Raw genomic sequence first — 24,246 nt, 5'->3', positions numbered from 1 at the left:
CGGGTGGCGCTAGCGCTTACCCGACTTACAACATCGTTTTGAGTAGGGTGGATAAGCGCAAGCGCTATCCACCGCTATTTCGCATCAGTAGTAAGAGTGCTCGCCACGCTGGTGTTCGGTCAAATCACGAACGCCTTTCAGTTCAGGGAACTCTGCCAACAGTTGCTTCTCGATGCCTTCTTTCAGGGTCACATCGACCATTGAACAGCCGTTACAGCCGCCGCCGAATTGCAGAATCGCAAAACCTTCGTCGGTAATTTCCATCAGCGTCACACGGCCGCCGTGGCCTGCCAGCTGTGGGTTAACCGTTGCTTGCAGCATATATTCAACGCGCTCCATCAACGGTGCATCGTCAGACACTTTACGCATTTTGGCGTTTGGCGCTTTCAGTGTCAGCTGCGAGCCGAGCTGGTCGGTGACGAAATCAATTTCAGCATCTTCGAGGTAAGGCGCGCTTAACTCATCCACATATGCGGTCAGCTGCTCAAATTTCAGGGCAGTATCTGAAGCTTCAACCGCATCCGGCGGACAGTAAGAAACCCCGCACTCCGCATTTGGAGTACCAGGATTGATGACGAATACGCGAATTTGCGTCCCTTCTTCCTGACCTGCCAACAGTTTGGCAAAGTGGGATTGTGCTGTATCGGAAATACGGATCATAACGATTGCTCAATAGTTGACTATTTTAGTCGGTTATAATACGCCCATCATCGAGGGTCTACAAGGTTCGACAAAGGCACCACACCTGGATAGTCGCCGCGCCCTGCTTTTTCAGCATCTGCGCAATTTCCGCCACCGTACTGCCCGTCGTGACGACATCATCCACAATAATTATATGGCGGCCTGCTACCGGAAAATCAACCCTGAAAGCACCTTTAAGATTGTTGCGTCGCATTCGGGCGTTAAGCTGATGCTGTGTTTGCGCGGCTCGAATTCGTTTGATGCCCTGTGGGAGATAGTCGCATTGCAGCCAGTGTGAGAGCTGCCTTGCCAGCAGGTCGCTTTGATTAAAACCACGCAGCCAGGCACGGCGCGAATGCAATGGAACACTCACGATATAATCGGGTTTAGGCCACTGAAACTGGCGTTTTGTATCCAGAATACGTAGCAGCAGTAAGCGCGCTAAAGCTGGGGCAAGAGCAACAGTTGCATTGAATTTGAAGCGTTGAACCAGCCTACTCATTGGTGGACAGTAATCGGTAACGAATATTAACGCATTCCACGCAGGTGGTTTTTGCAGGCATCGGCCGCAGGGGGAGTGGGTGTTTGCGCAGGGTAAACCACAGCATGGGCAACAGGGTGGTGGAATGGGTAATGCTTTGGCACACCGTGAACAGAACCCCCAATGTGCGCAAGCGAGTGGCATCTGGCATATCCAACATAGCCCTGGGACTGTTAGCATATTCGCCTCCTTGCAGATAAAAATGAGAACAGTAACTGATGAGCAAGCTTTGGTGGCAGACAAAAGGTGAAGGAAAAGATGATCTTGTGCTGCTGCACGGATGGGGGCTGAATGCGGAAGTATGGCATTGCATTTGCGAGGAACTAAGCTCGCATTTTCGCCTTCATCTTGTCGACCTGCCCGGCTATGGCCGAAGCCAGGGGTTCGGCGCGCTTACTCTTGAAGAAATGGCTACTATTGTGTTGGCGCAAGCGCCAGAGCAGGCGATTTGGCTGGGCTGGAGTTTAGGTGGGCTGGTGGCAAGCCAGGTTGCACTAAACCATCCACAGCGCGTGAAAGGTTTAGTGACTATCGCTTCTTCGCCTTGTTTCACTGCGCAGGAAAGTTGGCCGGGCATCAAGCCTGAAGTTCTGGCTGGCTTCCAGCATCAGTTAAGTGAAGACTTTCAACGAACTGTCGAGCGTTTTCTGGCATTACAAACGCTGGGAACAGAAACTGCGCGCCAGGATGCTCGCCGTCTGAAAGCGGTTGTGCTTGAGCAGCCTATGCCGAGCGTTGAGGTGTTAAACGGTGGTCTGGAAATTTTGAAAACGGCGGATTTACGTGAAGCGCTGAGCCAGATTACGGTGCCTTTCCTGCGTTTATATGGGCATTTGGATGGGTTGGTACCGCGCAAAATCTCGGGTTTACTGAACGAGCGCTGGCCGCAAAGTGAGGCAATTATTTTCCCTAAAGCGGCCCATGCACCGTTTATTTCGCACCCGCAGGATGTTTGCCGGGTACTTGAAGAGTTTCATCAGCAGATTTAGTCGGATGACGCTGCGCTTATCCGACCTACGCGATTGGTTTTGTAGAGTGGATAAGCCCTGGTGCCATCCACTATCTACATAACCTTTACGCCCGCAACACCCACATTTCCCGAACACATTTTTTACCTTCAGGGCAGCTTTTACAGCTGCCTGTCAGACAATCGCTCGGATCTTCTGTGATACGCATTGCCTTGCCCATAGCCTCGAGGCGGCTCAGCATGGCGTTAACCAGCGGCAATGGTGTCGCGAGCTGTTGGCTAATTTGCGTCGCATCCATACGCCCTTGCAGCGCCAGTGCATCACGAATCTCAATTAAGCTCGCCATACCTTCTCCTTAGTGACAATCGCCAGCGCTGCTTTTACAGCAAGCAGCTGTGACTGTTTTACGTGTAGACATCAGGCTGACATCCACACGGCTACGTGCCCGGCGTAAACCACCAATCAGCATCACATTGAACAACACCACCGCGAGGATACAGACCAGGCTGAACTGTGGATGGGCACTAAATGTCACGGTCTGGTAATAGAGTGTGGAAAGTGAATAGGCGATGTTCAGACCCCACAGAACTGAGAACATCATCCAGCCGCGGCTTGATTCACGCGCCACTGCACCCATCACCGAAATACATGGGATATAGAGCAGAACGAAAATCAGGTAGCTATAGGCCGCAGCCGCACTGCCGAATTTGCTACTCATCACGCCCATTGCGCCGCTTGCCATTTCACCATCGCCTTTGCTGGCTTCGATTGGGTTGAGCAGCACGCTCAGGCTGAAAGTGTCTTTCAGGCTTTGCCAGGTTTCACCCGCAGCACTGCCTAACTCATCGAGCAAGTTGAAGCTTGCGGCATCAAACGGTTCTTCATGCATGTCTTCAGCGGTGTAAAGCGTGTTGAGTGTACCAACCACCACTTCTTTTGCCATTGCACCAGTAAACAGGCCAACGGTCGCTTGCCAGTTATCTTCATGGACGCCAATCGGTTTTAGCAATGGAGTCAGCACACGGCTAACTGATGCCAAAGCCGAATCATTGATGTTGTCCACTTCTTTGCCGCTAAACGAGAAACTGTTCAGTGCACCAATGAAAATACTGACGATGACGATAACTTTACCGGCACGCAGCACGAAACCTTTCAGACGTTGCCAGGTTTGCAGCAGCAGGCTTTTCAGGTGCGGAACGTGATACACCGGCAGCTCCATCACAAACGGTGTTGCTTCGCCGCGCATGATGGTGTGCTTGAGCATCAGGCCGGTCAGAATCGCCATCACGATGCCAAGAATATAGAGCGAGAAGACAACCAGCGCGCCTTGCTGCCCAAAGAATGCCGCGGCAAATACTGCAAAAATAGCCAGACGCGCACCGCATGACATAAACGGTGCCATCATGATGGTCATTAGGCGTTCACGCGGAGCATCCAGCGTACGTGCGCCCATCACCGATGGCACGTTACACCCGAATCCGACGATAAGCGGTACGAATGATTTGCCCGGTAAGCCTAGGGATTGCATCAGGCGGTCCATCACGAATGCGGCACGCGCCATGTAACCGGAGTCTTCAAGGAACGAAAGGAACAGATACATCATGCCGATTTGTGGCACCAGTGGCAGCACGGTGTTGATACCACCGCCGATACCTTGCGCTAAGAAAATCGTCAGCCAGCCTGGGAAGTGAAGTGTGGCGCCAATCCACTGAATACCGTGGATAAAGATAGCCGCAGAACCGCCGTCAAAAATGGGCTGCAATGCGCCGCCGATGTTAATCGCCAGCAAGAACATCAGGTACATCACCAGCAGGAACACAGGCAAACCGAGGAAGCGGTTAAGAATGATTTTATCCATCATGGCCGTTAAACGGTGTGGTTCGGCGGTCAGACTGTTGCTGATGGAATCGCAGATGGCGGCGATAGTTTGATAACGTGCATCGGCAATCAGCAGCGCCGGGTCTTCGTTCTCTGCTGCCAGTTGTGCACGCATCGCGTCCAATTTGTCAGCGGCGTGACCCGCGTATTCACGGCTGTAGATATCGCCCTCCAGCATTTGCAGTGCTAACCAACGGCGCTGCTGTGCGGGCATATCGCCAGGCATTTCAGTAGCCAGTTTGTCGGCTTCTTCAAGCAGTTTTGGCGGGTAAAGTACTAAATCGCTATGTGCATTTGGTAGGCGGCGGTCGATTGCCAGTTTCAGGCCTTCCATACCCCGGCCACGAGTGGAAACCAGCGGTACAACCGGGCAGCCCAGACGTGCGGCGAGTGCGTCGATATCAATGCGAATATCTTGCTTCTCGGCGATGTCGAGCATGTTGAGCGCAACGACACAAGGAATGCCCAGTTCAAGAAGTTGTAACGTCAGATAGAGATTACGTTCGAGGTTAGACGCATCGACAACGTTAATGAGCAGGTCGGCGTCACCGCTGAGAATGTAGTGGCAGGCAATTTGTTCATCGAGGGAGGTTTGCGATGAAATGGTGGTCAGCGAGTAAGTGCCAGGTAAGTCAACCAGTGTGACTTGGTGCGCAAGCGTTGAAAACTGGCCTTCTTTACGTTCTACAGTAACGCCCGCCCAGTTACCAACCCGCTGGCGTGAACCAGTGAGTTGGTTGAATAAGGTGGTTTTCCCTGAGTTAGGGTTACCTATTAAGCCGATAGTTAATTTTTTCATTTTTTTCGTGAACTTAAAGAAAATAGCAACGAGCGCGAGCGCTCACCCCGCCAATCAGGCAATGGCTTCAACGTGCAGCAATTCGAGATCTTTTTTACGTAGTACCAAACTGACGCGACGTGTTTCGATATGAATCGGATCGCCTAACGGCGCAACACGTACAACGTTGAATGAAGAGCCTGGCAACATACCGAGTGATAATAATTTTTGGCGGTATGACGGGCTAATTTCACTGGCAAAACCGGTAATCTTCCACGCACTACTTGGTAAGAAACGCATAGGACCTACTTAGAGCTGGGCTCGGGTATTTAAAAATATCGTTGGGCATTGAGGAGAAATAACGAACAAATCAATGATAATGAGAATGGTTTCTGTCTTCAATAATTATTTTTGGGGTGAATGACTCGTTTAAATTTATTTTTTCAGAGGGATTTTATTTATTAGATATGTTGGCTGTATAAGCTATTTTTATATAAACATCATTAATAACAGTGTGTTGCATTTGTTTTAAAATAATAATTTTATTATTTTATCTCTTTTAATGTTGTCATGATATTTCAGGTGTTACATATTTGATAAATATTAGTGGTGTTTTTATATTTTTGCGAAAATTGATCTATCGCAAACTCACTCTATTTTCTGACGAATTACTGCGGATGCTAAAGAAATGTTATTCATTCGCTGCGGGGAATGAAACAAGCAAATTGTGCTGAATTTAACTGTGAGGAAATACATTCGGGTTTGTTCCGCCCCCTCCTGATGAAAGGAGAGGGGGAAATCAGCATTAAGGATTAACGTTTCTTACCCAATGCCGCTGCCAGTGCATCACTCATCGCACTGTTACCGGTACTGCTGCTGGTGTTTTCACGGCCGCGAGGTTTTTGTTGCTGTGCCGGGCGGCGTTCGGTTTGCTCGCGTGGTGCACTGCCACGGCGGTTGGACTCACCCGGTTGCTCATCCAGACGCATGGTCAGCGCAATACGTTTGCGAGCCAGATCCACTTCCATCACTTTCACTTTGACGATATCCCCGGCTTTCACCACTTTGTGCGGGTCGTCGATGAACTTGTCAGAAAGTGAGGATATGTGGACTAAACCGTCCTGATGTACGCCGATATCTACAAACGCGCCGAAGTTGGTGACGTTCGTGACAGCACCTTCCAACACCATGCCAGGCTGAAGATCGTTCATGGTTTCAATGCCATCAGCAAACTTCGCAGTTTTGAACTCAGGGCGCGGGTCACGGCCTGGTTTTTCCAGCTCTTTGATGATGTCGGTAACTGTTGGTACACCAAAACGTTCATCGGTGAAATCGCGTGGGCTCAGACCGCGTAACGCTTCACCATTACCCATCAAATCCTGCAGTGCTTGCTCGGTCGCAGCCAGGATGCGCTCAACAATCGGATACGCTTCCGGGTGCACGGTGGAGGCATCGAGTGGGTTATCGCCGTGGTTAATACGCAGGAAGCCCGCGCACTGCTCAAAGGCTTTTGGCCCAAGGCGGCTGACTTTCAGCAACTGCTGGCGGTTCTGGAAACGGCCATTCTCATCACGCCAGTTGACGATGTTCTGCGCCATCATGCGCGTTAAACCTGCCACGCGAGTCAGTAGCGGCACAGACGCAGTGTTCAGATCCACACCCACGGCGTTTACGCAGTCTTCTACCACCGCATCCAGTTTTTTTGCCAGTTGTGACTGGCTAACATCGTGCTGATACTGGCCGACACCGATGGATTTCGGATCGATTTTTACCAGCTCGGCAAGGGGATCTTGCAGGCGGCGGGCAATCGAAACTGCACCACGGATCGAAACATCGAGATCAGGGAATTCCAGCGCTGCAAGCTCAGATGCGGAATACACTGATGCCCCCGCTTCGCTGACGATGACTTTCTGCGCGGTGACTTTCGGGAATTGTTGCTGCACATCGAGGAAGAAGCGCTCGGTTTCACGTGATGCTGTTCCGTTGCCGATAGCGACCAGCTCAACATTGTGCTTCTCGCACAGTGCAGCAACAGCAACAGCGGCTTTTGCGGCTTGTCCGGTATGTGGGTAAATGGTGTCGGTGGCAACCAGTTTGCCGGTTGCATCAACCACCGCCACTTTTACGCCAGTACGCAGGCCCGGATCGAGGCCCATTGTGGCACGTAAGCCAGCAGGTGCCGCCATTAACAAGTCGTGGAGGTTACGGGCGAAAACGTTAATTGCTTCGTCTTCAGCACGTTCACGTACGGTTCCCATTAGTTCGGTTTCGAGGTGCATCAGCACTTTGATGCGCCATGTCCAGCTCACTACCGCACGGCGCCAGGCATCTGCTGGGGCGTTGTTCAGGCGCAAACCGAGATGGTCGATAATGATTTGTTCGCAATAGCTTTCACGCGGCGGTTCATCGTGTTGCGGATCGGCATTCAGCGCGAGTTGTAGAATGCCTTCGTTGCGGCCTCGGAACATGGCGAGGGCGCGGTGCGAAGGAGCGGTGGCGATAGGTTCGTGATGGTCGAAGTAGTCGCGGAATTTCGCGCCTTCCTCTTCCTTACCACTGACCACGGTAGCCACCAGATGCGCGTTCTTCCACAGGTAGTTACGTACTTTTGCCAGCAGCGCGGCATCTTCGGCAAAACGCTCCATCAGAATGTAGCGTGCGCCATCGAGTGCGGCTTTAGTATCAGCAACACCTTTATCGGCATCAACGTAACTTGCAGCGGCTTCTTCCGGCGTGTGGGAAGGGTCATTCCACAGCAATTCAGCCAGTGGCTCAAGACCTGCTTCGATAGCAATCTGTCCGCGTGTACGGCGCTTTTGCTTATACGGTAAATAGAGGTCTTCGAGCTCGGTTTTGCTCAGCGTGCCGTTGATGGCTGCGGCAAGTTCGTCACTTAATTTACCCTGCTCGGTAATTGATTTAAGGATCGTCTGACGACGGTCTTCTAATTCGCGCAGATAGCCCAGACGAGTTTCGAGCTGACGCAGTTGCGTGTCATCCAGACCGCCGGTGACTTCCTTACGATAACGTGCAATAAACGGCACGGTATTCCCTTCATCCAGCAGGCGAACGGCGGCATCAACCTGTTCGTTTCGGGCTTTTAGCTCGCTGGCAATAATGCGGCAGAGTGAATCATTCATCATGGCTTTTCATCTGAGTTAGTCGGAATTATTTGGGGATAGTTATACGGATTGGAGGGTAAAAATGCCAGCCGCAGCGCCCGACAGGTGATGAATCGGACTGTTCTGTTGCTGGCCTGTATGCTATTTCACATACTCGATTTCATTAACGTACCACTGCGCTTCTCCGGCGGGTGTCTGCACAACGGCGAGGTCACCCACTTCTTTTTTCAGCAATGCTCGCGCCATCGGTGAATCGATAGAAATGTAATCTTTGCGTCCAAAAATCTCGTCGTAACCGACGATGCGAAAACGCATCTGGTTTCCTGCATCATTTTCAATCTCGACCCACGCGCCAAAGAACACTTTTCCTTCTTGTTGCGGTGAATAGTCGACAATTTTCAACTGTTCGAGGCATTTCGTGAGATAACGCACTCTACGATCTATTTCTCGCAGGCGTTTTTTGTTGTACTGGTAGTCGGCATTTTCACTGCGATCGCCAAGGCTTGCCGCCCAGGTGACCTTTTTTGTCACCTCTGGACGCTCTTCACGCCACAAGGTGTCCTTTTCTTGTTTGAGCTTTTCATAGCCTTCGCGGGTAATTAATGGCGTTTTCATCAGCAAGCCTTGCATGGGTGAAACAATTAACGGTGATTTAAACCGAAATATCAGGGTGATGGCAATCCCGGAGATTTGCGAAGTAAGTCATTGTTCTGTGCTAAAAAGTGCCTATAACCATCTGTTTAATATGCTTTGTAACAATTTCGACTAGAATATATACCAGATTTGACTGGTCGTAACGTCGCAGTTTTTTAAGAATACGCACTCACTGTTCGAGCCTTTGGGAGTATAAGAATGCAAGAGAATTATAAGATTCTGGTCGTGGATGACGACATGCGCCTGCGTGCGCTGCTAGAGCGTTATCTCACCGAACAAGGCTTCCAGGTCCGTAGCGTTGCTAACGCAGAACAGATGGATCGCCTGCTAACCCGTGAGTCCTTCCACCTGATGGTGCTTGATTTGATGCTGCCGGGGGAAGATGGCTTGTCTATCTGCCGCCGTCTACGCAGCCAAAGCAATCCAATGCCAATCATTATGGTTACCGCGAAAGGCGAAGAAGTTGACCGTATTGTTGGTCTTGAAATTGGTGCCGATGACTACATTCCAAAACCTTTTAACCCGCGCGAGCTGCTTGCACGTATCCGTGCTGTTCTTCGCCGTCAGGCTAATGAACTGCCTGGTGCACCTTCTCAGGAAGAGGCGGTTATTGCGTTTGGTAAGTTTAAGCTGAACCTTGGCACTCGCGAGATGTTCCGTGAAGATGAACCTATGCCATTAACCAGTGGCGAGTTTGCGGTACTGAAAGCGCTGGTGAGCCATCCGCGTGAGCCGTTGTCTCGCGATAAGCTGATGAACCTGGCGCGTGGACGTGAATACAGTGCGATGGAACGCTCAATCGACGTGCAGATTTCTCGTCTGCGCCGCATGGTTGAAGAAGACCCTGCGCATCCTCGCTACATCCAGACTGTATGGGGCCTGGGCTACGTATTCGTGCCGGACGGTTCCAAGGCATGAGGCGAGTCCGCTTCTCCCCCAGAAGCTCGTTTGCACGCACGTTGTTACTGATTGTCACCTTGCTGTTCGTCAGCCTGGTGACGACCTACCTTGTGGTGCTGAACTTCGCAATTCTGCCGAGTTTGCAGCAGTTTAATAAGGTACTGGCTTACGAAGTCCGTATGCTGATGACCGATAAGCTGCAACTGGAAGATGGCACGCAACTGGTGGTTCCGCCTGCATTTCGGCGTGAAATCTATCGTGAATTGGGTATCTCTCTTTATTCCAATGAAGCGGCGGAAGACGCGGGTTTACGCTGGGCGCAGCATTACGAATTCCTCAGCCATCAAATGGCGCAGCAGTTGGGTGGCCCAACCGAAGTTCGTGTTGAGGTAAACAAAAGCTCGCCGGTTGTCTGGCTGAAGACGTGGCTGTCACCGAATATCTGGGTTCGCGTTCCTCTGACTGAAATTCATCAAGGTGACTTCTCACCGCTGTTCCGCTATACGCTTGCGATAATGCTGCTGGCGATAGGCGGCGCATGGCTATTTATTCGTATTCAGAACCGACCCTTGGTTGACCTTGAACATGCTGCTTTACAAGTGGGCAAGGGCATTATTCCGCCCCCGCTTCGTGAATATGGTGCATCTGAGGTGCGCTCTGTAACCCGGGCGTTTAACCATATGGCTGCCGGTGTGAAGCAACTGGCCGATGACCGTACATTATTGATGGCAGGTGTTAGTCACGATTTGCGTACACCGCTCACTCGTATTCGTCTGGCAACAGAAATGATGAGTGAAGAAGATGGCTATCTATCTGAATCAATTAACAAAGATATCGAAGAGTGTAATGCGATAATCGAGCAGTTCATCGATTACCTGCGTACCGGGCAAGAGATGCCACTGGAAACCGCCGATCTCAACACGGTGTTGGGTGAAGTGGTGGCTGCTGAAAGTGGCTATGAGCGCGAAATCGACACCGATCTGCAAGCAGGAGAATTGCTGGTCAATATCCACCCGTTATCCATTAAACGTGCTGCGGCCAATATGGTGGTGAATGCTGCACGTTACGGAAATGGTTGGATTAAAGTCAGCAGTGGCGGTGAGTTAAACCGTGCCTGGTTCCAGGTGGAAGATGACGGCCCAGGGATTAAACCTGACCAGCTCAAACACCTGTTCCAACCTTTCGTGCGTGGCGATAGCGCGCGTAGTACCAGCGGCACCGGTTTGGGGTTGGCGATTGTGCAGCGTATTATCGACAACCATAACGGCTTGTTGGATATCGGCGTTAGTGAGCGGGGCGGTTTGCGGATACGGGCTTATTTACCGTTACCGATGAACAAAACGGTCAGCCAGCTAAAAGAAAGCTGAGTGATAAATAAAAAGCGAACCTCGAAGGTTCGCTTTTTTGTTGGTCGGGTTAGCGTAGATGGTGGATGTCACTTGCGCTAATCCACCCTACAAACTCATTCGCCATTCGAAAATTAAATCTTCGGCCCTGCGCTTACAAGGGCAGCACCCGCCGGAGTGTCGGTATATTTCTCGAAGTTCTCGATAAACAACTTAGCCAGTTGCTCTGATTTTTCCTGCCACTGTTCTGGTGATGCGTAAGTATTACGCGGGTCCAGAATGTTGGCTTCCACACCTGCCAGTTCTGTTGGAACAGCAAGACCAAAGATTGGTAGGGTGAACGTTTCGGTATCATCCAGAGAACCATTAAGAATGGCGTCGATAATCGCACGCGTGTCTTTAATGGAGATACGCTTACCTGTGCCATTCCAGCCGGTGTTAACCAGATAAGCCTGTGCACCTGCCGCCTGCATGCGTTTCACCAGCACTTCGGCATATTGTGTTGGGTGCAAAGAAAGGAATGCTGCACCGAAACAGGCAGAGAACGTTGGAGTAGGCTCGGTGACACCACGCTCAGTACCTGCCAGTTTGGCCGTGAAGCCTGACAGGAAGTGATACTGAGTTTGGTTGGCCGTAAGGCGTGAAACGGGTGGCAATACGCCAAAAGCATCAGCGGTCAGGAAGATAACTTTCCTGGCATGCCCAGCTTTTGAAACCGGCTGAACGATGTTTTCGATATGGTAAATCGGGTAAGAAACTCGGGTGTTCTCGGTTTTCGAACCGTCGTCAAAATCAATTGAGCCATCGGCACGTACCGTTACGTTTTCCAGCAGCGCATCACGACGAATCGCATTATAAATTTCTGGCTCTGCTTCTGGGGATAAACGAATTGTTTTTGCGTAGCAACCGCCTTCGAAGTTGAAAACGCCGTCATCGTCCCATCCGTGTTCGTCATCACCAATCAGGCGGCGTTTCGGATCGGTAGAAAGTGTAGTTTTACCTGTGCCAGACAGACCAAAGAATACCGCAACATCGCCTTTTTCGCCGACGTTTGCCGAACAGTGCATCGAAGCGATGCCTTTTAGCGGCAGCAGGTAGTTCATGATTGAGAACATCCCTTTCTTCATTTCGCCGCCGTACCAGGTGCCGCCAATCAGCTGCACGCGCTCGGTAAGGTTAAAGGCGATGAAGTTTTCAGAGTTTAAACCCTGCTCTTTCCATTGTGGGTTGGTGCACTTGGCACCATTCATCACCACAAAGTCTGCTTCGAATGTTTCAAGCTCTTCTTCGGTTGGACGGATGAACATATTCTTAACGAAATGAGCCTGCCAGGCCACTTCGGTAATAAAACGCACCGACAGACGAGTGTCTGCATTCGCACCGCAGTAAGCATCAATAATAAAGAGGCGTTTGCCAGAGAGTTGGTTAGTGACCAGACCTTTTAGATGCTGCCAGGTTTCTTCACTAAGCGGTTTATTGTCGTTTTTACCTTTGCCGTTATCTGCCCACCACAAGGTATCGCGGGTTGTGTCGTCACGAACGATGTATTTATCTTTTGGGGAGCGGCCAGTAAATATGCCGGTATCTACGGCAATTGCACCGAGATTGGTTTCTATGCCGCGCTCAAAACCTTCCAGATTGGGGTTGAGTTCTTCGTGATACAGAGTGTCGTAATCGGGGTTGTAAACCACTTCACTTGCGTCATGAATTCCATAAGCCTTGAGATCTTGCGGGGTTATGCCTTTAACTCGCATTTCACTGCTCCTTAGCCAATTTGTACTGCCTGAGATTGTAGGGTTGTTTATTGGTTGTTAACCGCGACACCTATCATAGATTTGAGCATCCACTCGAATCCATATAGCGGAAAACGCTGTGAAGCGAGTCACAACGGGGTGAGAGTATGGCAGGAAAAGCTAGTACGGCAGGGAAAATATTCTGAATATGTTAAAAAATAGTGCGATTAACGGACGAGGTGTGATTAAGCACTCAATTCTATGAAACGAAGATTTGCCCTTCCACAAATGGAAGGGCAAAAGGCATTAATGCACTTGCGGATCTGCTGGGGATGCGTTGTTTCGGATCTCTGCAATATCCATGGCATTGAACACGTAGTGATTACCGCAGTAGTCACAGTTCATGTCGATTTCGCCTTCTTCTGCAATGATGCTATTCACTTCTTCATCAGGCAGAGTTCGTAGTGCATCGGCACAGCGTTCGCGTGAACAGGTACACTTAAATTCAACGTTTTGCGGATCGTAAAGTGTCACTTCTTCTTCGTGGTACAAACGCCACAGCACGTCATTGGCCGGTAGGGTCAACAACTCTTCAGCCTTGATGGTTTCAGTCAATGCCGCAAGGTGGTTGAAATCGTCAGCCTGTGCATCTTGCGCTGGCAAAACTTGCAGCAACATGCCGCCCGCTGCTGGCTTACCTTCAACATCGCCAGTACGGATAAACAGACGCGTCGGCAACTGCTCGGAACGTAAGAAGTAATCTTCCAGACATGCTGCCAGAGTATCGCCTTCAAGCCCAACAACACCCTGATAACGCTCTCCCTGAGCCGGGGTGATAGTAATGACCAGATAGCCATTGCCAACCAACGTTTTCAGATCCGCATCGGCAGGGATATCACCTTTAAAACGCGCAACACCGCGCATTTGCTGGTTATTGTTGCCGTTAATCACCGCAAGGGTCATTGGACCATCACCCTGCAATTGCACGGTAATATCACCATCAAACTTCAAAGTTGCAGTCAGTAGGCTGGTTGCGACCAGCAATTCACCGAGAATGGTTTTCACCGGGGCTGGGTAATCATGGTTCTGCATGATTTGCTGCCAGGTGTCGGAAACCGTTACCAGTTCGCCGCGAACGGCAAAGTTTTCAAACAAGTAACGATGTAGTTGGTCGTGTTGAGCCATAATTTTCTCTCATTCAGGTGACAACTATTCGTTGCCACCGTGTTTAAATTTCATCAAATCACGACGCTCTTTTTTATCCGGGCGTCGGTCGGGGTGGGGCATGGTCAGCGCGTTCATTTTGCGTGCCAGCGCTACTTTCTCCCGCTTAGTGATACTTTCTGCTGTCTCTTCATAAAGCTGCGAGGCATCTGTGGCCGGGCGGCGTTGTTCAGTTACCGCCAGCACTTTAACGGTTCTCTCGTCATTGCCCTGGCGTAGTGTCAACATGGCATTCAGCTCAACGATTTTACTCGGTTTGCTGCGTTGCCCGTTGTAATGCACCTTACCGCCTTCAACCATTTCTCGGGCAATAGCACGCGTTTTATAAAAACGTGCGGCCCACAGCCATTTGTCGAGACGCACACCTTCAGACGATTTCTCTTTCATCACAACTCCTTAAACATCAACTTCGGGAGTAGTCGGCGATAGTCGTTCAATGCCGGATGGCGCTGATAAGTTTTGTCGGCCTGGCCAGAATCTGGATTGGTCACGCCCAGGCAATAGCGAATACCAAACTTTGCGGCGGAATCCAGAATCGGTTCGCTATCGTCAATAAATAGCGTTCTGGTGGGTTCCAGCCCGGTATGCTCGGCAACGGCTTGCCATAACCGCTGATCTTCTTTCGGATAACCAAATGTGTGGGTGGAAAGTAATAAATCAAGGTGCTGAGCTAAACCCGTGTGCTCAAGTTTGACAGCCAGATTATGTGGGTGAGCATTCGTCAGTAAGATACGACGTTTACCACAGGATTTTAGAGCATCAAGGAACGGGACCGTATCTTCACGTAGCACCGCATTTGGCCCCTGAGCTGTAGTCATGGCGCAAATGTCCAGGCCCAGACGCTCACTCCAGAAATCCAGGCAGTACCAGTTTAGCGTATGTTGTACGGCGTGATATTCGCGGGCGATCAACTGGTGGGCTTCATCCAATGGAATATTTCTTTGCTCACTGATTGTCTCTGGTACCAATTTTTGCCAGAAGTGACTATCGAACGCGAGATCCAGCAATGTGCCGTCCATATCGAGCAATACGGTATCGACATCCTGCCAGGCAATATCAATATGCATAGGTTCGGACCTGATTAGAGGAAACTGCGCGACAGGTTAGCACAACCTGCCGCGTGACGTTTAGAACAGCGGGCGAACAGCGGAGATCGTGGTTAACGATGGATTCATACAGTTATCGTAGTACTGCTGGATTTGTGCCAGGCGATTGCGGCTGTGGCGGTAGCGGCGAATCGCCAGCACACCGTTAATGAGCAGACAGGCAATCATGCCGATAAGCAACAGTGTAGTACTGATGTAGCGCCACAGGCTGCTGCTGTCCGGGATTTTATGCAGGGTGATGTGCTGCGTACCGTTTGCATCCTGATAGATACCGGTAATAATTCCCTCGGCACTAAATGGGGTTTTAAGCAGCATATCGGCCAGACGTTGGAACTCCCCCCACTGCTCCTGGGCGGGGATGTCATACAACGGAACCGGCGGTAAAGGCTGGTCTACCAAGTCACCACCTTCATCGCTAATAATCACATATCCATCAGGTGCAGGACTGTTTAGAGACTGTGCTGCGCGTGCTGTTTCACGAATAAAGAATGGTGCAGTCGAGGTGGTGACCAGGTTATCTAGTGACTCGGCACTAACCGGTCGCAGCAGAACATTTACGCCTGTGAGTTTTCCTGAATCTGCCTTTTTGGTCAGCGTATCCCAATCCTTGGTATTACCCAGATTGACCAACGCATTCTTCAGGCGAACACATTCATCTTCTGCGGTACAGAGCGCCTGTGTTTTCAGCACAATGCTGGCAAAATCATCTAACAGCACCATGCCTGATTTCTGAATAGCGCTACGTAGCTGCGGGTTTACTTTTGAATCGTCACTAGTCTGCGGATGAATTTGCCCACTCACCGCCTGAGTTAGTGCTGTGGCTTTATCCATAATGTCGGATTCAGGCAACGGCAACGCTTGGGCGTTATTCCAGATGATTTGCGAACAGTCGAAGGGGGTAAACGGATAAGATTGCCGATTGGTATAATTACCAGGAGTGTGGATATTGCACATACCCGTACCGTTTACTTTCAGCGTATCACCAACACGAAGCGTCGTTTTATCGAGGTCAGCTACGGTGGTCGCTTCGATGGTTTGCGCGCCTTTTAGCTTTGAGATGCTCAGTTTCAAAGGCATCTCCAGCGGCACCCAAATTGTCAGCATGATCAAAACGGCCAGGCTTCCAATGGCAATCACCAGATTGCGAACCCAATGCTGAATAGGGAAGTTGCGTACTTCGTCATGCAGTGACAGGAATCGCCCCTGGCGAATAACATGCCTGTCGAGATAAATATCAATATCGGTTTTTTGCCCAAGGTCCTGAGCAACATAAGGTTGCCAGTGCGCAGGGTAGATCAGGTCAATTATCCCCAAAGAGATATTGTTAATCTGATCCTGATTCGATTCCCCAAAAAGCCCCCAGCGCTTAGGAGTACCACGTAGACAGTGGACCTCGCGCAGTGCATTTTTTGCCGGAGGCGCAAATAGCCCCCAAAGGCTCGCAGCCAGCAGCATAAATGCACCACCGACTAACCACGGCAATACAACTGCAGGCGTAACCAGGCATAAAAACAGCATTATAAAGGCGACGCAAATCAGAATGGCTTCGCGTAACCCATCGGGACGGCTCAGCGCATACTCTTCAGGCGTTTCCTGGCGGATATTGAGCAGTTCTATCTGTTCGCTTTCTTCGCCGCGGATAGAGGCCTGACTATGAGGTGTTTGTTCCAGTGCAAAACCACGATTTTCGCTGCTGTAGTCGATAAGCGTGTGCCCGTTAAGGGAGATAACCAACGGCATGGTTTCAGTACGAATCAACTCAACGTAGTTATCGTTAGTAATGTACTGTTCCCAGAATGGCGGAAGATGCACCTCTACTGAATCAAGGTAATAGCGCCATTTATTCGGGTCGTCCGTTGATAAGCCATAGCGGGTGATGGAGCGTGTGAGAGCAAGCGCTGTATTGCTCAGGGAGTTCAATACCAGCTTTGTCGGTGCAGCACTGGCGCCTGAAGGCCCCACGATATCCTGGGTGCGGTCTAATGATTCAATATAGTTTTCAACGGCGCTGCGTTCGTCTGTGGTCAGCTTGCGTGAAGTTGCGCCAGTAAACGATTGGGCTTGTGAAGCATGAGCGCGTAAACGCAGGCTGCGCCAAATAAGCCACCCCGCAATCAAGATGCAGGCCAGCATAGCAGCTAAAAGAAGTAATAAGGTGCTCATGCCTTCCCCATCAAACACTCGTTTTCTTATTAAAACGCAGCAAGTTGCACCCCTTAAAGCATTTGGGTGTAAAAATCGTTATCGGCAGGCATGGCCTCAATCTTGAGACATTTTTGCGTGTATAGCCTGCTGTAACATAATGTTAGCAAAGCGACTTTACGAGAAATATCAGCAAATTCCTATTTCATTTGTCGTGTATTGACATGTGATGGAGGTATTGAAAAATCACCTAAAGTTGCAAAAATGTAAATAATAACTAATGTCCGTTGCGTGAGATATGTGGCATAACGCACAATGGTGCACCTGCATTTACTGTTAACCCAGCCACGATGAGCAAACCATTACAAAAACCGACTATTTTACATGTTGAAACCGTGGCTCGTTCACGTCTGTTTAATGTCGAAACGGTGGACCTGGAGTTCAGCAACGGTGTGCGCCGAGTCTATGAGCGCATGCGTCCATCTGCCCGCGAAGCTGTAATGATAGTCCCTATCGTTGATAACCATTTGATTTTGATCCGTGAATACGCGGTTGGTACAGAGTCTTATGAACTCGGCTTCTCTAAAGGGTTAATTGACCCTGGCGAGACTGTCTTTGAAGCAGCGAATCGCGAGTTGAAAGAAGAGGTTGGCTTCGGAGCTCATCAGCTGACATTCCTGAAAAAATTGACGATGGCGCCGTCCTATTTCTCCAGCAAAATGAATATCGTCATTGCTGAGAGTCTCTATCCAGAATCGCTGGAAGGTGATGAGCCAGAAGAACTACCGCAAGTACGTTGGCCGCTAGACTCAATGCTGGATCTGCTTAATGAGGAAGACTTTAACGAAGCGCGAAATGTGAGTGCGCTTTTCCTCGTGCGTGAATGGTTGAAAGAGCAGGGGCGTTTGTAACTTTTTCTCTTAAAGCCCGTTTCAGGGTGAAACGGGCTTTATCAATTACCTAGAACAGTTCGTGGGTCTCGCCGTTATCAATTATCGTCGTTCCCACCTCATGCACAGCCTGCTGCGTCGGTTGGGTGCCTTCAATAAAGAACTCAGGACGGCTATTCCCGCCATTGGCAAGTTGCCCGGTGCTGCGATCGATATTGACCGTAACAATGCCTGGTGGCGGTGTTAACGGCTCTTCCGGAACACCTTCAAGAGCGGCTTTCATAAATTCATCCCACGCAGGTTGAGCACTTTTCGCCCCACCTTCATAGCCTGAGATCTGGTCTTTTATCGCACCCGATGCCGATGTACGCCCAAGGTCGCGACGATGATCGTCAAAACCAATCCAGACAGATGTCACCACGCCCGGTCCGTAGCCTGAGAACCATGCATCTTTCGAACTGTTTGTCGTACCGGTTTTGCCGCCAATATCATTGCGTTTCAAATCCCGCCCTGCACGCCAGCCAGTACCTTGCCAGCCCGGCTCGCCAAAGATGTTTGAGTTCAATGCACTCTTAATCAGGAAAGCCAGCGGGGTGTTGATAACATGTGGTGCGTATTCAGGCGGGCTGCTCTGCGCAACCAACTCGGTATTCGCTTGTTCAAGCTTCGGCATTGGGACGCTAACATTCTGTTTTTCCTCAGACTGTGCGACGTCTTCGACATTCTGATTTTCCAGCACGTTAGACTTCTGCGTTTCACCGTAAATCACCGGGATATCACAATCCGGGCAAGCTACTTTTGGTTTCGCTTCAAAGATTGTCCCACCGATTTCATTCTCAATTTTAGAGATGTAATACGGGTCAACCAGGAAGCCACCGTTCGCCATCACCGAGTAACCACGCGCGACTTGCATTGGTGTGAAAGATGCCGAGCCTAACGCCAGCGATTCGGTATGCACGATGTTTTGTGCAGGGAAGCCAAAGCGTTGCAGATATTCAGCCGCGTAATCCACGCCCATAGCGCGCATCGCACGTACCATTACCACGTTTTTCGACTGACCAAGACCCTGACGCAATCTTATTGGTCCGGCATATTCTGGCGGGGAGTTTTTCGGGCGCCAATCGGAACCCGCACCGGCATCCCAGCGTGAAATAGGCACATCGTTCAGCACACTCGCCAGCGTCAAACCCTTGTCCATTGCCGCTGTGTAGAGGAACGGTTTGATGTTGGAGCCAACCTGGCGTAATGCCTGCGTTGCACGGTTAAACTTGCTCTGATTGAAATCAAAGCCACCGACCAGGGCGACTATCGCACCATCATGTGGGTTGATGGAAACCAGGGCAGAGTTCACATCCGGGATTTGTCCAAGCCACCAGCTGTCATCAACTTTACGCACCCAGATTTGCTGCCCGGCCTGCACGACATCGGTCACTTTTCTTGGCGTTGGGCCCTGAGCAGTATCTGAACGATAAGGGCGCGCCCAACGCATGCCGTCCATATCAATAGAAACAGCGCTGCCATCCGCCAACAATGCGGTAGCTTCATTCGGTGATGCTTGTGTAATCACAGCAGGGTTAAGCGGGCCATAGACCGGTAGATTCTTTAACGAATCGACAATCTTTGTTTTGTCCCACGGTGTTTCACCTACTTTCCACAATACGTTTGATGGGCCGCGATAGCCGTGGCGCATGTCATAGGCCATAACGTTGTTACGCACGGCTTGTTGTGCAGCTTGCTGAGTTTTACGAGTGATGGTGGTGTAAACCTTATAACCATCTTCGTAGGCTTTCTCACCGTACTTAGCAACCATGTCCTGGCGGACTAACTCAGACAGGTAAGGTGAGGAGAACGCGATTTCTGGTGCGTGGTAGTTCGCATCGATTGGCTGATTTCGCGCTTCATCGAATTGCGCCTGAGTGATGTAGTTTTCACTCAACATACGCGATAACACCACATTACGGCGGGAAGTTGCACGATCGAGCGAGTAAAGCGGGTTAAAGGTTGACGGCGCCTTTGGCAAACCGGCAATAACCGCTATTTCACTCAGGCTTAATTCATTTACGGACTTCCCAAAATAGACCTGTGCTGCGGCACCTACACCATAAGCGCGGTAGCCGAGATAAATCTTATTGAGATACAACTCGAGGATTTCATCTTTGGAAAGCAACTGCTCAATACGAATCGCCAGGAACACTTCTTTTATCTTTCGCGTCAGCGTTCGTTCAGGACTTAAAAAGAAGTTACGTGCCAGCTGTTGGGTGATAGTGCTTGCGCCCTGCGATGCATGACCAGAAAACAGCGCCACGCTAGCGGCGCGGAAAATCCCAACCGGATCAACACCATGGTGTTCGTAAAAACGGCTGTCTTCAGTCGCAATGAACGCTTTCACCATGACGGGGGGAATTTGATCGAGCGTAACCGGAATACGGCGCTTTTCACCGTATTGCGCGATTAACTCGCCATCAGCCGTATAAACCTGCATTGGAATTTGCAGTCGCACGTCTTTCAGCGTAGCGACATCAGGCAACTGCGGCTCAATAAATTTGTAAAGCCCGAAGATCGAGCCTGCTCCCAGCAGAATGCAACATACTGCAAGGATTAATAAATACTTTACGAACTTCACCTTAAATTTCCCATTACGTTTCCATTGGGCAGTTTATAAACAACCGCGCGGTAGTATAAAGGCAAGCCAGTGGCATTGGTATGGCATTTTCCGTAACCGGCGATAAGGAGAACGTAAACATGGTATTCACAACCTGGGAAATTGGTATGGATATTCAACATGAAAACATTCGTGTTGTGGCTGTTCAGCGCCAACGACAAGGGTGGCAACTTCGGCATTGGTGGCAATTGCCACTGCCTGAAGGCACCTTCAGCAACGGCCTGGTAATGAATACTGAAGCGCTGACTAAGGCACTGGTGGATTGGCGAAAAGAGTTACCTCTACGTCACCAGATACGCATCTCTTTTCCTGGGTCACGGACATTACAACGCCCGGTCCCCGCACCTGATAAACGTTTGTCTGAACCAGCACGAGAAGCTTATATCGCCTCAGCAACTGCCCGTCAGTTGCAAATGACATCGGCTCAATTGTGTTGGGATTATTTACCGTCACAAGATGTTGCTGATCCACATTTGATAGTAGCTGCGCGCCAGACAGATGTCGCTGCGTTGCTCAAAAGTCTGGCCGCGATAAGGCTATATCCCACGACATTAACACCTGGAGCCAGCGCATTGCCGACACTTATTTCTCCGTGCCGTCTGGAGAAATGTCAGTACCTGGTTCATCAAGAACAGGGCCATTGGTTATGGGCTTCTACTGAGCCTGTGCCACGTTGGGGATGGAGTGATACCAACGTGGCGCCAACAATTTTCGACTTGTGTCAGCAATTAAAAACCGAGCCTGGATTGGTTGCATTGAGTCATGCGCCATCGTCACCAGTTTCGGCGGACATTTTATCTTTAGATGCCTGGCAAGCGTTTTCCCGTCTACAGCCACCCTTACCACGTAATGGCGCCGAATTTACGGTCGCGATAGCACTGGCGATAGGTAGAGTATTTAGCTGATGCGCCTGATTAATTTACTACCGTGGCGCCAGATACAGCGCCAGCAACGTATGCGCCGTTGGAGTTTTTTATTCTGCCTGGTTTTGGTGTTTGTGCCGTTACTGGTCATGACTGTACGGCAGTTTTCCGCATGGGAAATTCGCCAGCAGCAGGCACGAAATGACTACCTGACAAGCATGCAATCTGCATTAGAGCATCTCTATCAACGGCGATTAGTTCAACAGAAGCAGAACAAAGAAATGCTGCGCTTGCAGCAGACTCGTGAAGCGCAGCAAAAAGCTATCCAGATATGGGAAAAACGCTTGATTCGTATCGCTGGTTTTATGCCCGATGGAGCCTGGTTGTCTTCCTTAACGCTGCAAAAAAGGCAGTTTATTGTAAAGGGACACAGCGGCCTTCTTGACGATTTGCAGGTGCTTGAAAAAGAGCTCACCCATCTTGAAGGTATTTCTGCCGTGCGGACAGGTGCGGTTCAGTACGAAGCACAGGGCGGGTTTGGTTTTGTTTTCACCTTAACGATATCTGAGGTGGCAAATGCCCTGGTTAATTGAATGCTGGCTGAGTGGCCCGGGCTGGAGACGTGTGGTGATGATTGTCGCCGTAACAGGTGTAGTCACGGTTATTGCCTGGATAAGTTTGATACGGCCACATCATTCTCATTTTTCTCAGTTAGAAGCAGACAGCAAGCACCCAGCTCGACGCATTACTGAATTGCAACGCAAAGTCCTTCAAGTTTCACCCTCTGAACTGCACGTGCATCCATCTAATTTACGGGCATTCTCCGTGACGGAGTTCGTTGGGAAATCAAGGGGGAAGTTGCTGAAGTGGCAGCCTGAAAATAAGGAAGGAACACTGGAAATTCTTGTGCCATGGGAGGAACTACCGGGTTTATTTACCAGACTTGCAGAATATCGAGTGGTAGCGGGGCACTCTTTCACCATTACTGCACAAGGGGAGTTACTCAAACTAATGCTGACAATGGAATTTTCCGATGAGTCGTAGCATTTTTTGGGTAGGGTTCATGGTTATTTCAACCGTGAGTGCTATGCCTTCGAACCCCTTTCAGCCGCATATTTCTCCTTGTGAAAAACTGACCGAGCAACTGGCGGCCTGGGTATTACAGGGAGTTCTCAGTTCGCCCACTGCGAGTACGGCGCTGATGCTCAGCCCACAAGGTATCGGGCAGCGAATCAAAGTAGATCAAGAGCTCTTTCCCGATGTACGTATTGAAAATGTCGGGATGGGGTATGTGGTGGCGAGGCTTAATCCCGCCTGCAAACCCTCTTCTTATCGTTGGGAAATAAAAGGAAAAATATATGCCATGGATGCGGGTATTTCTTCTGGTGTTGACTCTGCCTCTCTCCTGCCAGGCAGGTAAAGGAATTTCTCTGGTTCTCGACAACGCGCCGGTAACCCAGGTTTTGCAGGCATTAGCTGAAAACCAAAACGTTAACCTTATGGTTGCTCCAGGTGTGGATGGAGTACTGTCGCTTAACTTGATTGATGTGCCGTGGAAGCAAGCATTTCAATTGGTATTGAATAGCGCGGAACTTAGCCAGCAACAGGAAGGTAATGTAATACAGATTTTTCCGAAGGCTCGCTTGCGTGAGCAACAAGCGCAAGCGATGGAGCAACGAAAGCAAAGGTCTCTCGATCAACCTATGTTCTACCAGATCTTCACTCCTCATCATGCCGATGTTGAAGAGTTATCGACATCACTAAAATCTGGTGGAAATAAGTTGTTGAGTGCTCAGGGTAATATCACGGCTGATAAACGCACTAACCGGCTGATTGTGCGTGATAACAAGACAGTGCTCAAACAGATTGCTGACTGGGTGAAAGAAATGGATTTGCCAATTGGACAAGTGGAAATTTCAGCCCATATTGTCACTATCAACCAGGATAAGTTACGTGAGCTTGGTGTGAAATGGTCTACCGCGGAGCAATCTGGGGAAAATAAGCTCCATCAGACCACTGGTTTTTCAGCCGATCTTTCCGTCAATAACGCTACAACAAAGGTCGGTTTTAATATTGCTCGAATTGACGGGCGATTACTGGAACTTGAATTATCTGCTCTGGAACAACAGCAACAGCTTGAAATCATTGCCAGCCCGCGCCTGATGGCGGCACATCAACAGCCTGCCAGCATCAAGCAAGGTACGGAGATCCCTTATCAGGTATCCAGTGGCGAGAGCGGGGCAACGGCAATTGAGTTTAAAGAGGCTGTTCTGGGGATGGAAGTGACGCCGACTATTCAGTCTGATGGCAATATCCGCTTAAAATTGCGCATTAGCCAAAATATGCCAGGTCGTAGTATTCAGCAATCTGATGGCGAAGTCCTGGCGATTGACAAGCAAGAAATTGAAACTGTCGTTGCGGTGAAAAATGGTGAGACCCTTGCCCTTGGTGGGATCTTCCAGCAACACAACACTGACAGTAGCGACAGCGTCCCTTTGCTTGGCTCAATACCCATTGTGGGCAGCCTGTTTCGCCATGATGCAAAAAATCATCAACGCCGTGAATTAGTTGTATTTATTACCCCTCGACTTATCCCTGTTTCGTAGCTTTTTCTTCCCTCATCGTGCAGTTTTTCTTTGAAACGTTGCCCAGGTGTTTGACGCCAGAGAGGAATTAGCTTACAAGGTGTACCGTTTCGAGAGGCTGGTTGCTCAAGTCTTGTGACAGATAACCCCGATTTATGCATTTTCTTCTTCAT

Annotated in this window: 22 protein-coding genes; 9 read left to right on the top strand and 13 right to left on the bottom strand. The window is 50.0% G+C overall.

The features are described 5' to 3' along the window. Window positions 1-84 precede the first annotated feature (84 nt). Entirely contained in the window at window positions 85-660 is a 576-nt protein-coding gene (nfuA, locus tag M979_RS16020) for a Fe-S biogenesis protein NfuA (RefSeq protein ID WP_034460317.1), read from the bottom strand. Window positions 661-718: 58 nt separating this feature from the next. After that, window positions 719-1,402, bottom strand: a complete 684-nt coding sequence (gene gntX / locus M979_RS16015) for a DNA utilization protein GntX (RefSeq protein WP_064555572.1) — start codon at window positions 1,400-1,402, stop codon at window positions 719-721. A 38-nt stretch (window positions 1,403-1,440) separates the two neighbouring features. On the opposite strand from gntX, the gene bioH reads away from it, so the two are divergent. After that, entirely contained in the window at window positions 1,441-2,211 is a 771-nt protein-coding gene (gene bioH, locus M979_RS16010; protein WP_064555570.1) for a pimeloyl-ACP methyl ester esterase BioH, read from the top strand. Between the two features lie 85 nt (window positions 2,212-2,296). On the opposite strand, the gene feoC is transcribed toward bioH, so the two are convergent. The 5 genes from feoC to greB form a co-directional block, all read right to left on the bottom strand. Beyond that, window positions 2,297-2,536: a [Fe-S]-dependent transcriptional repressor FeoC gene (gene feoC / locus M979_RS16005; protein ID WP_034460314.1), complete on the bottom strand. Its 240-nt coding sequence runs from the start codon at window positions 2,534-2,536 to the stop codon at window positions 2,297-2,299. Window positions 2,537-2,545: 9 nt separating this feature from the next. Then, window positions 2,546-4,867, bottom strand: coding sequence for a Fe(2+) transporter permease subunit FeoB (gene feoB / locus M979_RS16000; RefSeq protein WP_064555568.1), 2,322 nt, complete (start codon window positions 4,865-4,867; stop codon window positions 2,546-2,548). Between the two features lie 54 nt (window positions 4,868-4,921). Continuing rightward, the gene (gene feoA, locus M979_RS15995) at window positions 4,922-5,146 is read right to left on the bottom strand and encodes a ferrous iron transporter A (RefSeq protein WP_034460312.1); all 225 of its coding nucleotides are present in this window, start codon (window positions 5,144-5,146) and stop codon (window positions 4,922-4,924) included. A gap of 512 nt (window positions 5,147-5,658) precedes the next feature. Next, window positions 5,659-7,989 (bottom strand): Tex family protein, encoded by a 2,331-nt coding sequence (locus M979_RS15990; protein WP_064555566.1) that lies wholly within the window; start codon window positions 7,987-7,989, stop codon window positions 5,659-5,661. Window positions 7,990-8,109: 120 nt separating this feature from the next. Beyond that, complete coding sequence (gene greB, locus M979_RS15985) at window positions 8,110-8,583, bottom strand: transcription elongation factor GreB (RefSeq protein ID WP_034460310.1); 474 nt, start codon at window positions 8,581-8,583, stop codon at window positions 8,110-8,112. A 237-nt stretch (window positions 8,584-8,820) separates the two neighbouring features. On the opposite strand from greB, the gene ompR reads away from it, so the two are divergent. Further along, complete coding sequence (gene ompR, locus M979_RS15980; RefSeq protein ID WP_001157751.1) at window positions 8,821-9,540, top strand: osmolarity response regulator transcription factor OmpR; 720 nt, start codon at window positions 8,821-8,823, stop codon at window positions 9,538-9,540. Beyond that, complete coding sequence (gene envZ / locus M979_RS15975; protein WP_034460303.1) at window positions 9,537-10,889, top strand: two-component system sensor histidine kinase EnvZ; 1,353 nt, start codon at window positions 9,537-9,539, stop codon at window positions 10,887-10,889. The genes ompR and envZ overlap by 4 nt, the downstream gene beginning before the upstream one ends. A gap of 113 nt (window positions 10,890-11,002) precedes the next feature. On the opposite strand, the gene pckA is transcribed toward envZ, so the two are convergent. The 5 genes from pckA to M979_RS15950 form a co-directional block, all read right to left on the bottom strand. Beyond that, complete coding sequence (pckA, locus tag M979_RS15970; RefSeq protein WP_064555564.1) at window positions 11,003-12,622, bottom strand: phosphoenolpyruvate carboxykinase (ATP); 1,620 nt, start codon at window positions 12,620-12,622, stop codon at window positions 11,003-11,005. Between the two features lie 285 nt (window positions 12,623-12,907). Next, window positions 12,908-13,786: an Hsp33 family molecular chaperone HslO gene (gene hslO / locus M979_RS15965; protein WP_064555562.1), complete on the bottom strand. Its 879-nt coding sequence runs from the start codon at window positions 13,784-13,786 to the stop codon at window positions 12,908-12,910. Between the two features lie 24 nt (window positions 13,787-13,810). Further along, window positions 13,811-14,212, bottom strand: a complete 402-nt coding sequence (gene hslR, locus M979_RS15960) for a ribosome-associated heat shock protein Hsp15 (protein ID WP_034460297.1) — start codon at window positions 14,210-14,212, stop codon at window positions 13,811-13,813. Beyond that, complete coding sequence (gene yrfG / locus M979_RS15955; RefSeq protein ID WP_034460295.1) at window positions 14,212-14,892, bottom strand: GMP/IMP nucleotidase; 681 nt, start codon at window positions 14,890-14,892, stop codon at window positions 14,212-14,214. The genes hslR and yrfG overlap by 1 nt, the downstream gene beginning before the upstream one ends. Before the next feature lie 60 nt (window positions 14,893-14,952). Continuing rightward, window positions 14,953-17,094 carry an intracellular growth attenuator family protein gene (locus M979_RS15950; protein WP_064555560.1) on the bottom strand — a complete coding sequence of 714 codons (2,142 nt, stop codon included), beginning with the start codon at window positions 17,092-17,094 and terminating at the stop codon, window positions 14,953-14,955. Between the two features lie 329 nt (window positions 17,095-17,423). Between M979_RS15950 and nudE the strand changes: the two genes are divergently transcribed. After that, a complete protein-coding gene (nudE, locus tag M979_RS15945; RefSeq protein ID WP_064555558.1) occupies window positions 17,424-17,984 on the top strand; it encodes an ADP compounds hydrolase NudE in 561 nt (186 codons plus the stop codon). A 49-nt stretch (window positions 17,985-18,033) separates the two neighbouring features. Here the strand turns inward: nudE and mrcA are convergent, their stop codons facing one another. Beyond that, the gene (gene mrcA, locus M979_RS15940) at window positions 18,034-20,586 is read right to left on the bottom strand and encodes a peptidoglycan glycosyltransferase/peptidoglycan DD-transpeptidase MrcA (protein WP_064555557.1); all 2,553 of its coding nucleotides are present in this window, start codon (window positions 20,584-20,586) and stop codon (window positions 18,034-18,036) included. 80 nt (window positions 20,587-20,666) lie between these two features. Between mrcA and pilM the strand changes: the two genes are divergently transcribed. Genes pilM through hofQ form a run of 5 tightly spaced genes read left to right on the top strand, consistent with a single transcriptional unit; the run spans window position 20,667 to window position 24,094 of the window. After that, window positions 20,667-21,530, top strand: coding sequence for a type IV pilus biogenesis protein PilM (gene pilM, locus M979_RS15935; RefSeq protein WP_157093258.1), 864 nt, complete (start codon window positions 20,667-20,669; stop codon window positions 21,528-21,530). Continuing rightward, the gene (locus M979_RS15930) at window positions 21,530-22,081 is read left to right on the top strand and encodes a PilN domain-containing protein (RefSeq protein WP_064555552.1); all 552 of its coding nucleotides are present in this window, start codon (window positions 21,530-21,532) and stop codon (window positions 22,079-22,081) included. Before pilM ends, M979_RS15930 begins: the two co-directional genes overlap by 1 nt. Further along, complete coding sequence (locus M979_RS15925) at window positions 22,065-22,532, top strand: HofO family protein (protein ID WP_157093257.1); 468 nt, start codon at window positions 22,065-22,067, stop codon at window positions 22,530-22,532. Before M979_RS15930 ends, M979_RS15925 begins: the two co-directional genes overlap by 17 nt. After that, window positions 22,522-22,908 carry a DNA utilization family protein gene (locus tag M979_RS23390; RefSeq protein ID WP_064555548.1) on the top strand — a complete coding sequence of 129 codons (387 nt, stop codon included), beginning with the start codon at window positions 22,522-22,524 and terminating at the stop codon, window positions 22,906-22,908. Before M979_RS15925 ends, M979_RS23390 begins: the two co-directional genes overlap by 11 nt. Further along, entirely contained in the window at window positions 22,847-24,094 is a 1,248-nt protein-coding gene (hofQ, locus tag M979_RS15915; RefSeq protein WP_074388674.1) for a DNA uptake porin HofQ, read from the top strand. Before M979_RS23390 ends, hofQ begins: the two co-directional genes overlap by 62 nt. Window positions 24,095-24,246 lie beyond the last annotated feature (152 nt).

The sequence above is a fragment of the Buttiauxella noackiae ATCC 51607 genome, from assembly GCF_001654865.1.
Lineage (GTDB): Bacteria > Pseudomonadota > Gammaproteobacteria > Enterobacterales > Enterobacteriaceae > Buttiauxella > Buttiauxella noackiae.
This window is presented reverse-complemented; position numbering and strand designations above follow the sequence as displayed.

Excerpts from the sequence above, each read along its gene's own strand:
- nfuA (WP_034460317.1), bottom strand. The coding sequence starts at position 660 with ATGATCCGTATTTCCGATACAGCACAATCCCACTTTGCCAAACTGTTG.
- gntX (WP_064555572.1), bottom strand. The coding sequence starts at position 1,402 with ATGCTAACAGTCCCAGGGCTATGTTGGATATGCCAGATGCCACTCGCT.
- bioH (WP_064555570.1), top strand. The coding sequence starts at position 1,441 with ATGAGCAAGCTTTGGTGGCAGACAAAAGGTGAAGGAAAAGATGATCTT.
- feoC (WP_034460314.1), bottom strand. The coding sequence starts at position 2,536 with ATGGCGAGCTTAATTGAGATTCGTGATGCACTGGCGCTGCAAGGGCGT.
- feoB (WP_064555568.1), bottom strand. The coding sequence starts at position 4,867 with ATGAAAAAATTAACTATCGGCTTAATAGGTAACCCTAACTCAGGGAAA.
- feoA (WP_034460312.1), bottom strand. The coding sequence starts at position 5,146 with ATGCGTTTCTTACCAAGTAGTGCGTGGAAGATTACCGGTTTTGCCAGT.
- M979_RS15990 (WP_064555566.1), bottom strand. The coding sequence starts at position 7,989 with ATGATGAATGATTCACTCTGCCGCATTATTGCCAGCGAGCTAAAAGCC.
- greB (WP_034460310.1), bottom strand. The coding sequence starts at position 8,583 with ATGAAAACGCCATTAATTACCCGCGAAGGCTATGAAAAGCTCAAACAA.
- ompR (WP_001157751.1), top strand. The coding sequence starts at position 8,821 with ATGCAAGAGAATTATAAGATTCTGGTCGTGGATGACGACATGCGCCTG.
- envZ (WP_034460303.1), top strand. The coding sequence starts at position 9,537 with ATGAGGCGAGTCCGCTTCTCCCCCAGAAGCTCGTTTGCACGCACGTTG.
- pckA (WP_064555564.1), bottom strand. The coding sequence starts at position 12,622 with ATGCGAGTTAAAGGCATAACCCCGCAAGATCTCAAGGCTTATGGAATT.
- hslO (WP_064555562.1), bottom strand. The coding sequence starts at position 13,786 with ATGGCTCAACACGACCAACTACATCGTTACTTGTTTGAAAACTTTGCC.
- hslR (WP_034460297.1), bottom strand. The coding sequence starts at position 14,212 with ATGAAAGAGAAATCGTCTGAAGGTGTGCGTCTCGACAAATGGCTGTGG.
- yrfG (WP_034460295.1), bottom strand. The coding sequence starts at position 14,892 with ATGCATATTGATATTGCCTGGCAGGATGTCGATACCGTATTGCTCGAT.
- M979_RS15950 (WP_064555560.1), bottom strand. The coding sequence starts at position 17,094 with ATGAGCACCTTATTACTTCTTTTAGCTGCTATGCTGGCCTGCATCTTG.
- nudE (WP_064555558.1), top strand. The coding sequence starts at position 17,424 with ATGAGCAAACCATTACAAAAACCGACTATTTTACATGTTGAAACCGTG.
- pilM (WP_157093258.1), top strand. The coding sequence starts at position 20,667 with ATGGCATTTTCCGTAACCGGCGATAAGGAGAACGTAAACATGGTATTC.
- M979_RS15930 (WP_064555552.1), top strand. The coding sequence starts at position 21,530 with ATGCGCCTGATTAATTTACTACCGTGGCGCCAGATACAGCGCCAGCAA.
- M979_RS15925 (WP_157093257.1), top strand. The coding sequence starts at position 22,065 with ATGCCCTGGTTAATTGAATGCTGGCTGAGTGGCCCGGGCTGGAGACGT.
- M979_RS23390 (WP_064555548.1), top strand. The coding sequence starts at position 22,522 with ATGAGTCGTAGCATTTTTTGGGTAGGGTTCATGGTTATTTCAACCGTG.
- hofQ (WP_074388674.1), top strand. The coding sequence starts at position 22,847 with ATGCCATGGATGCGGGTATTTCTTCTGGTGTTGACTCTGCCTCTCTCC.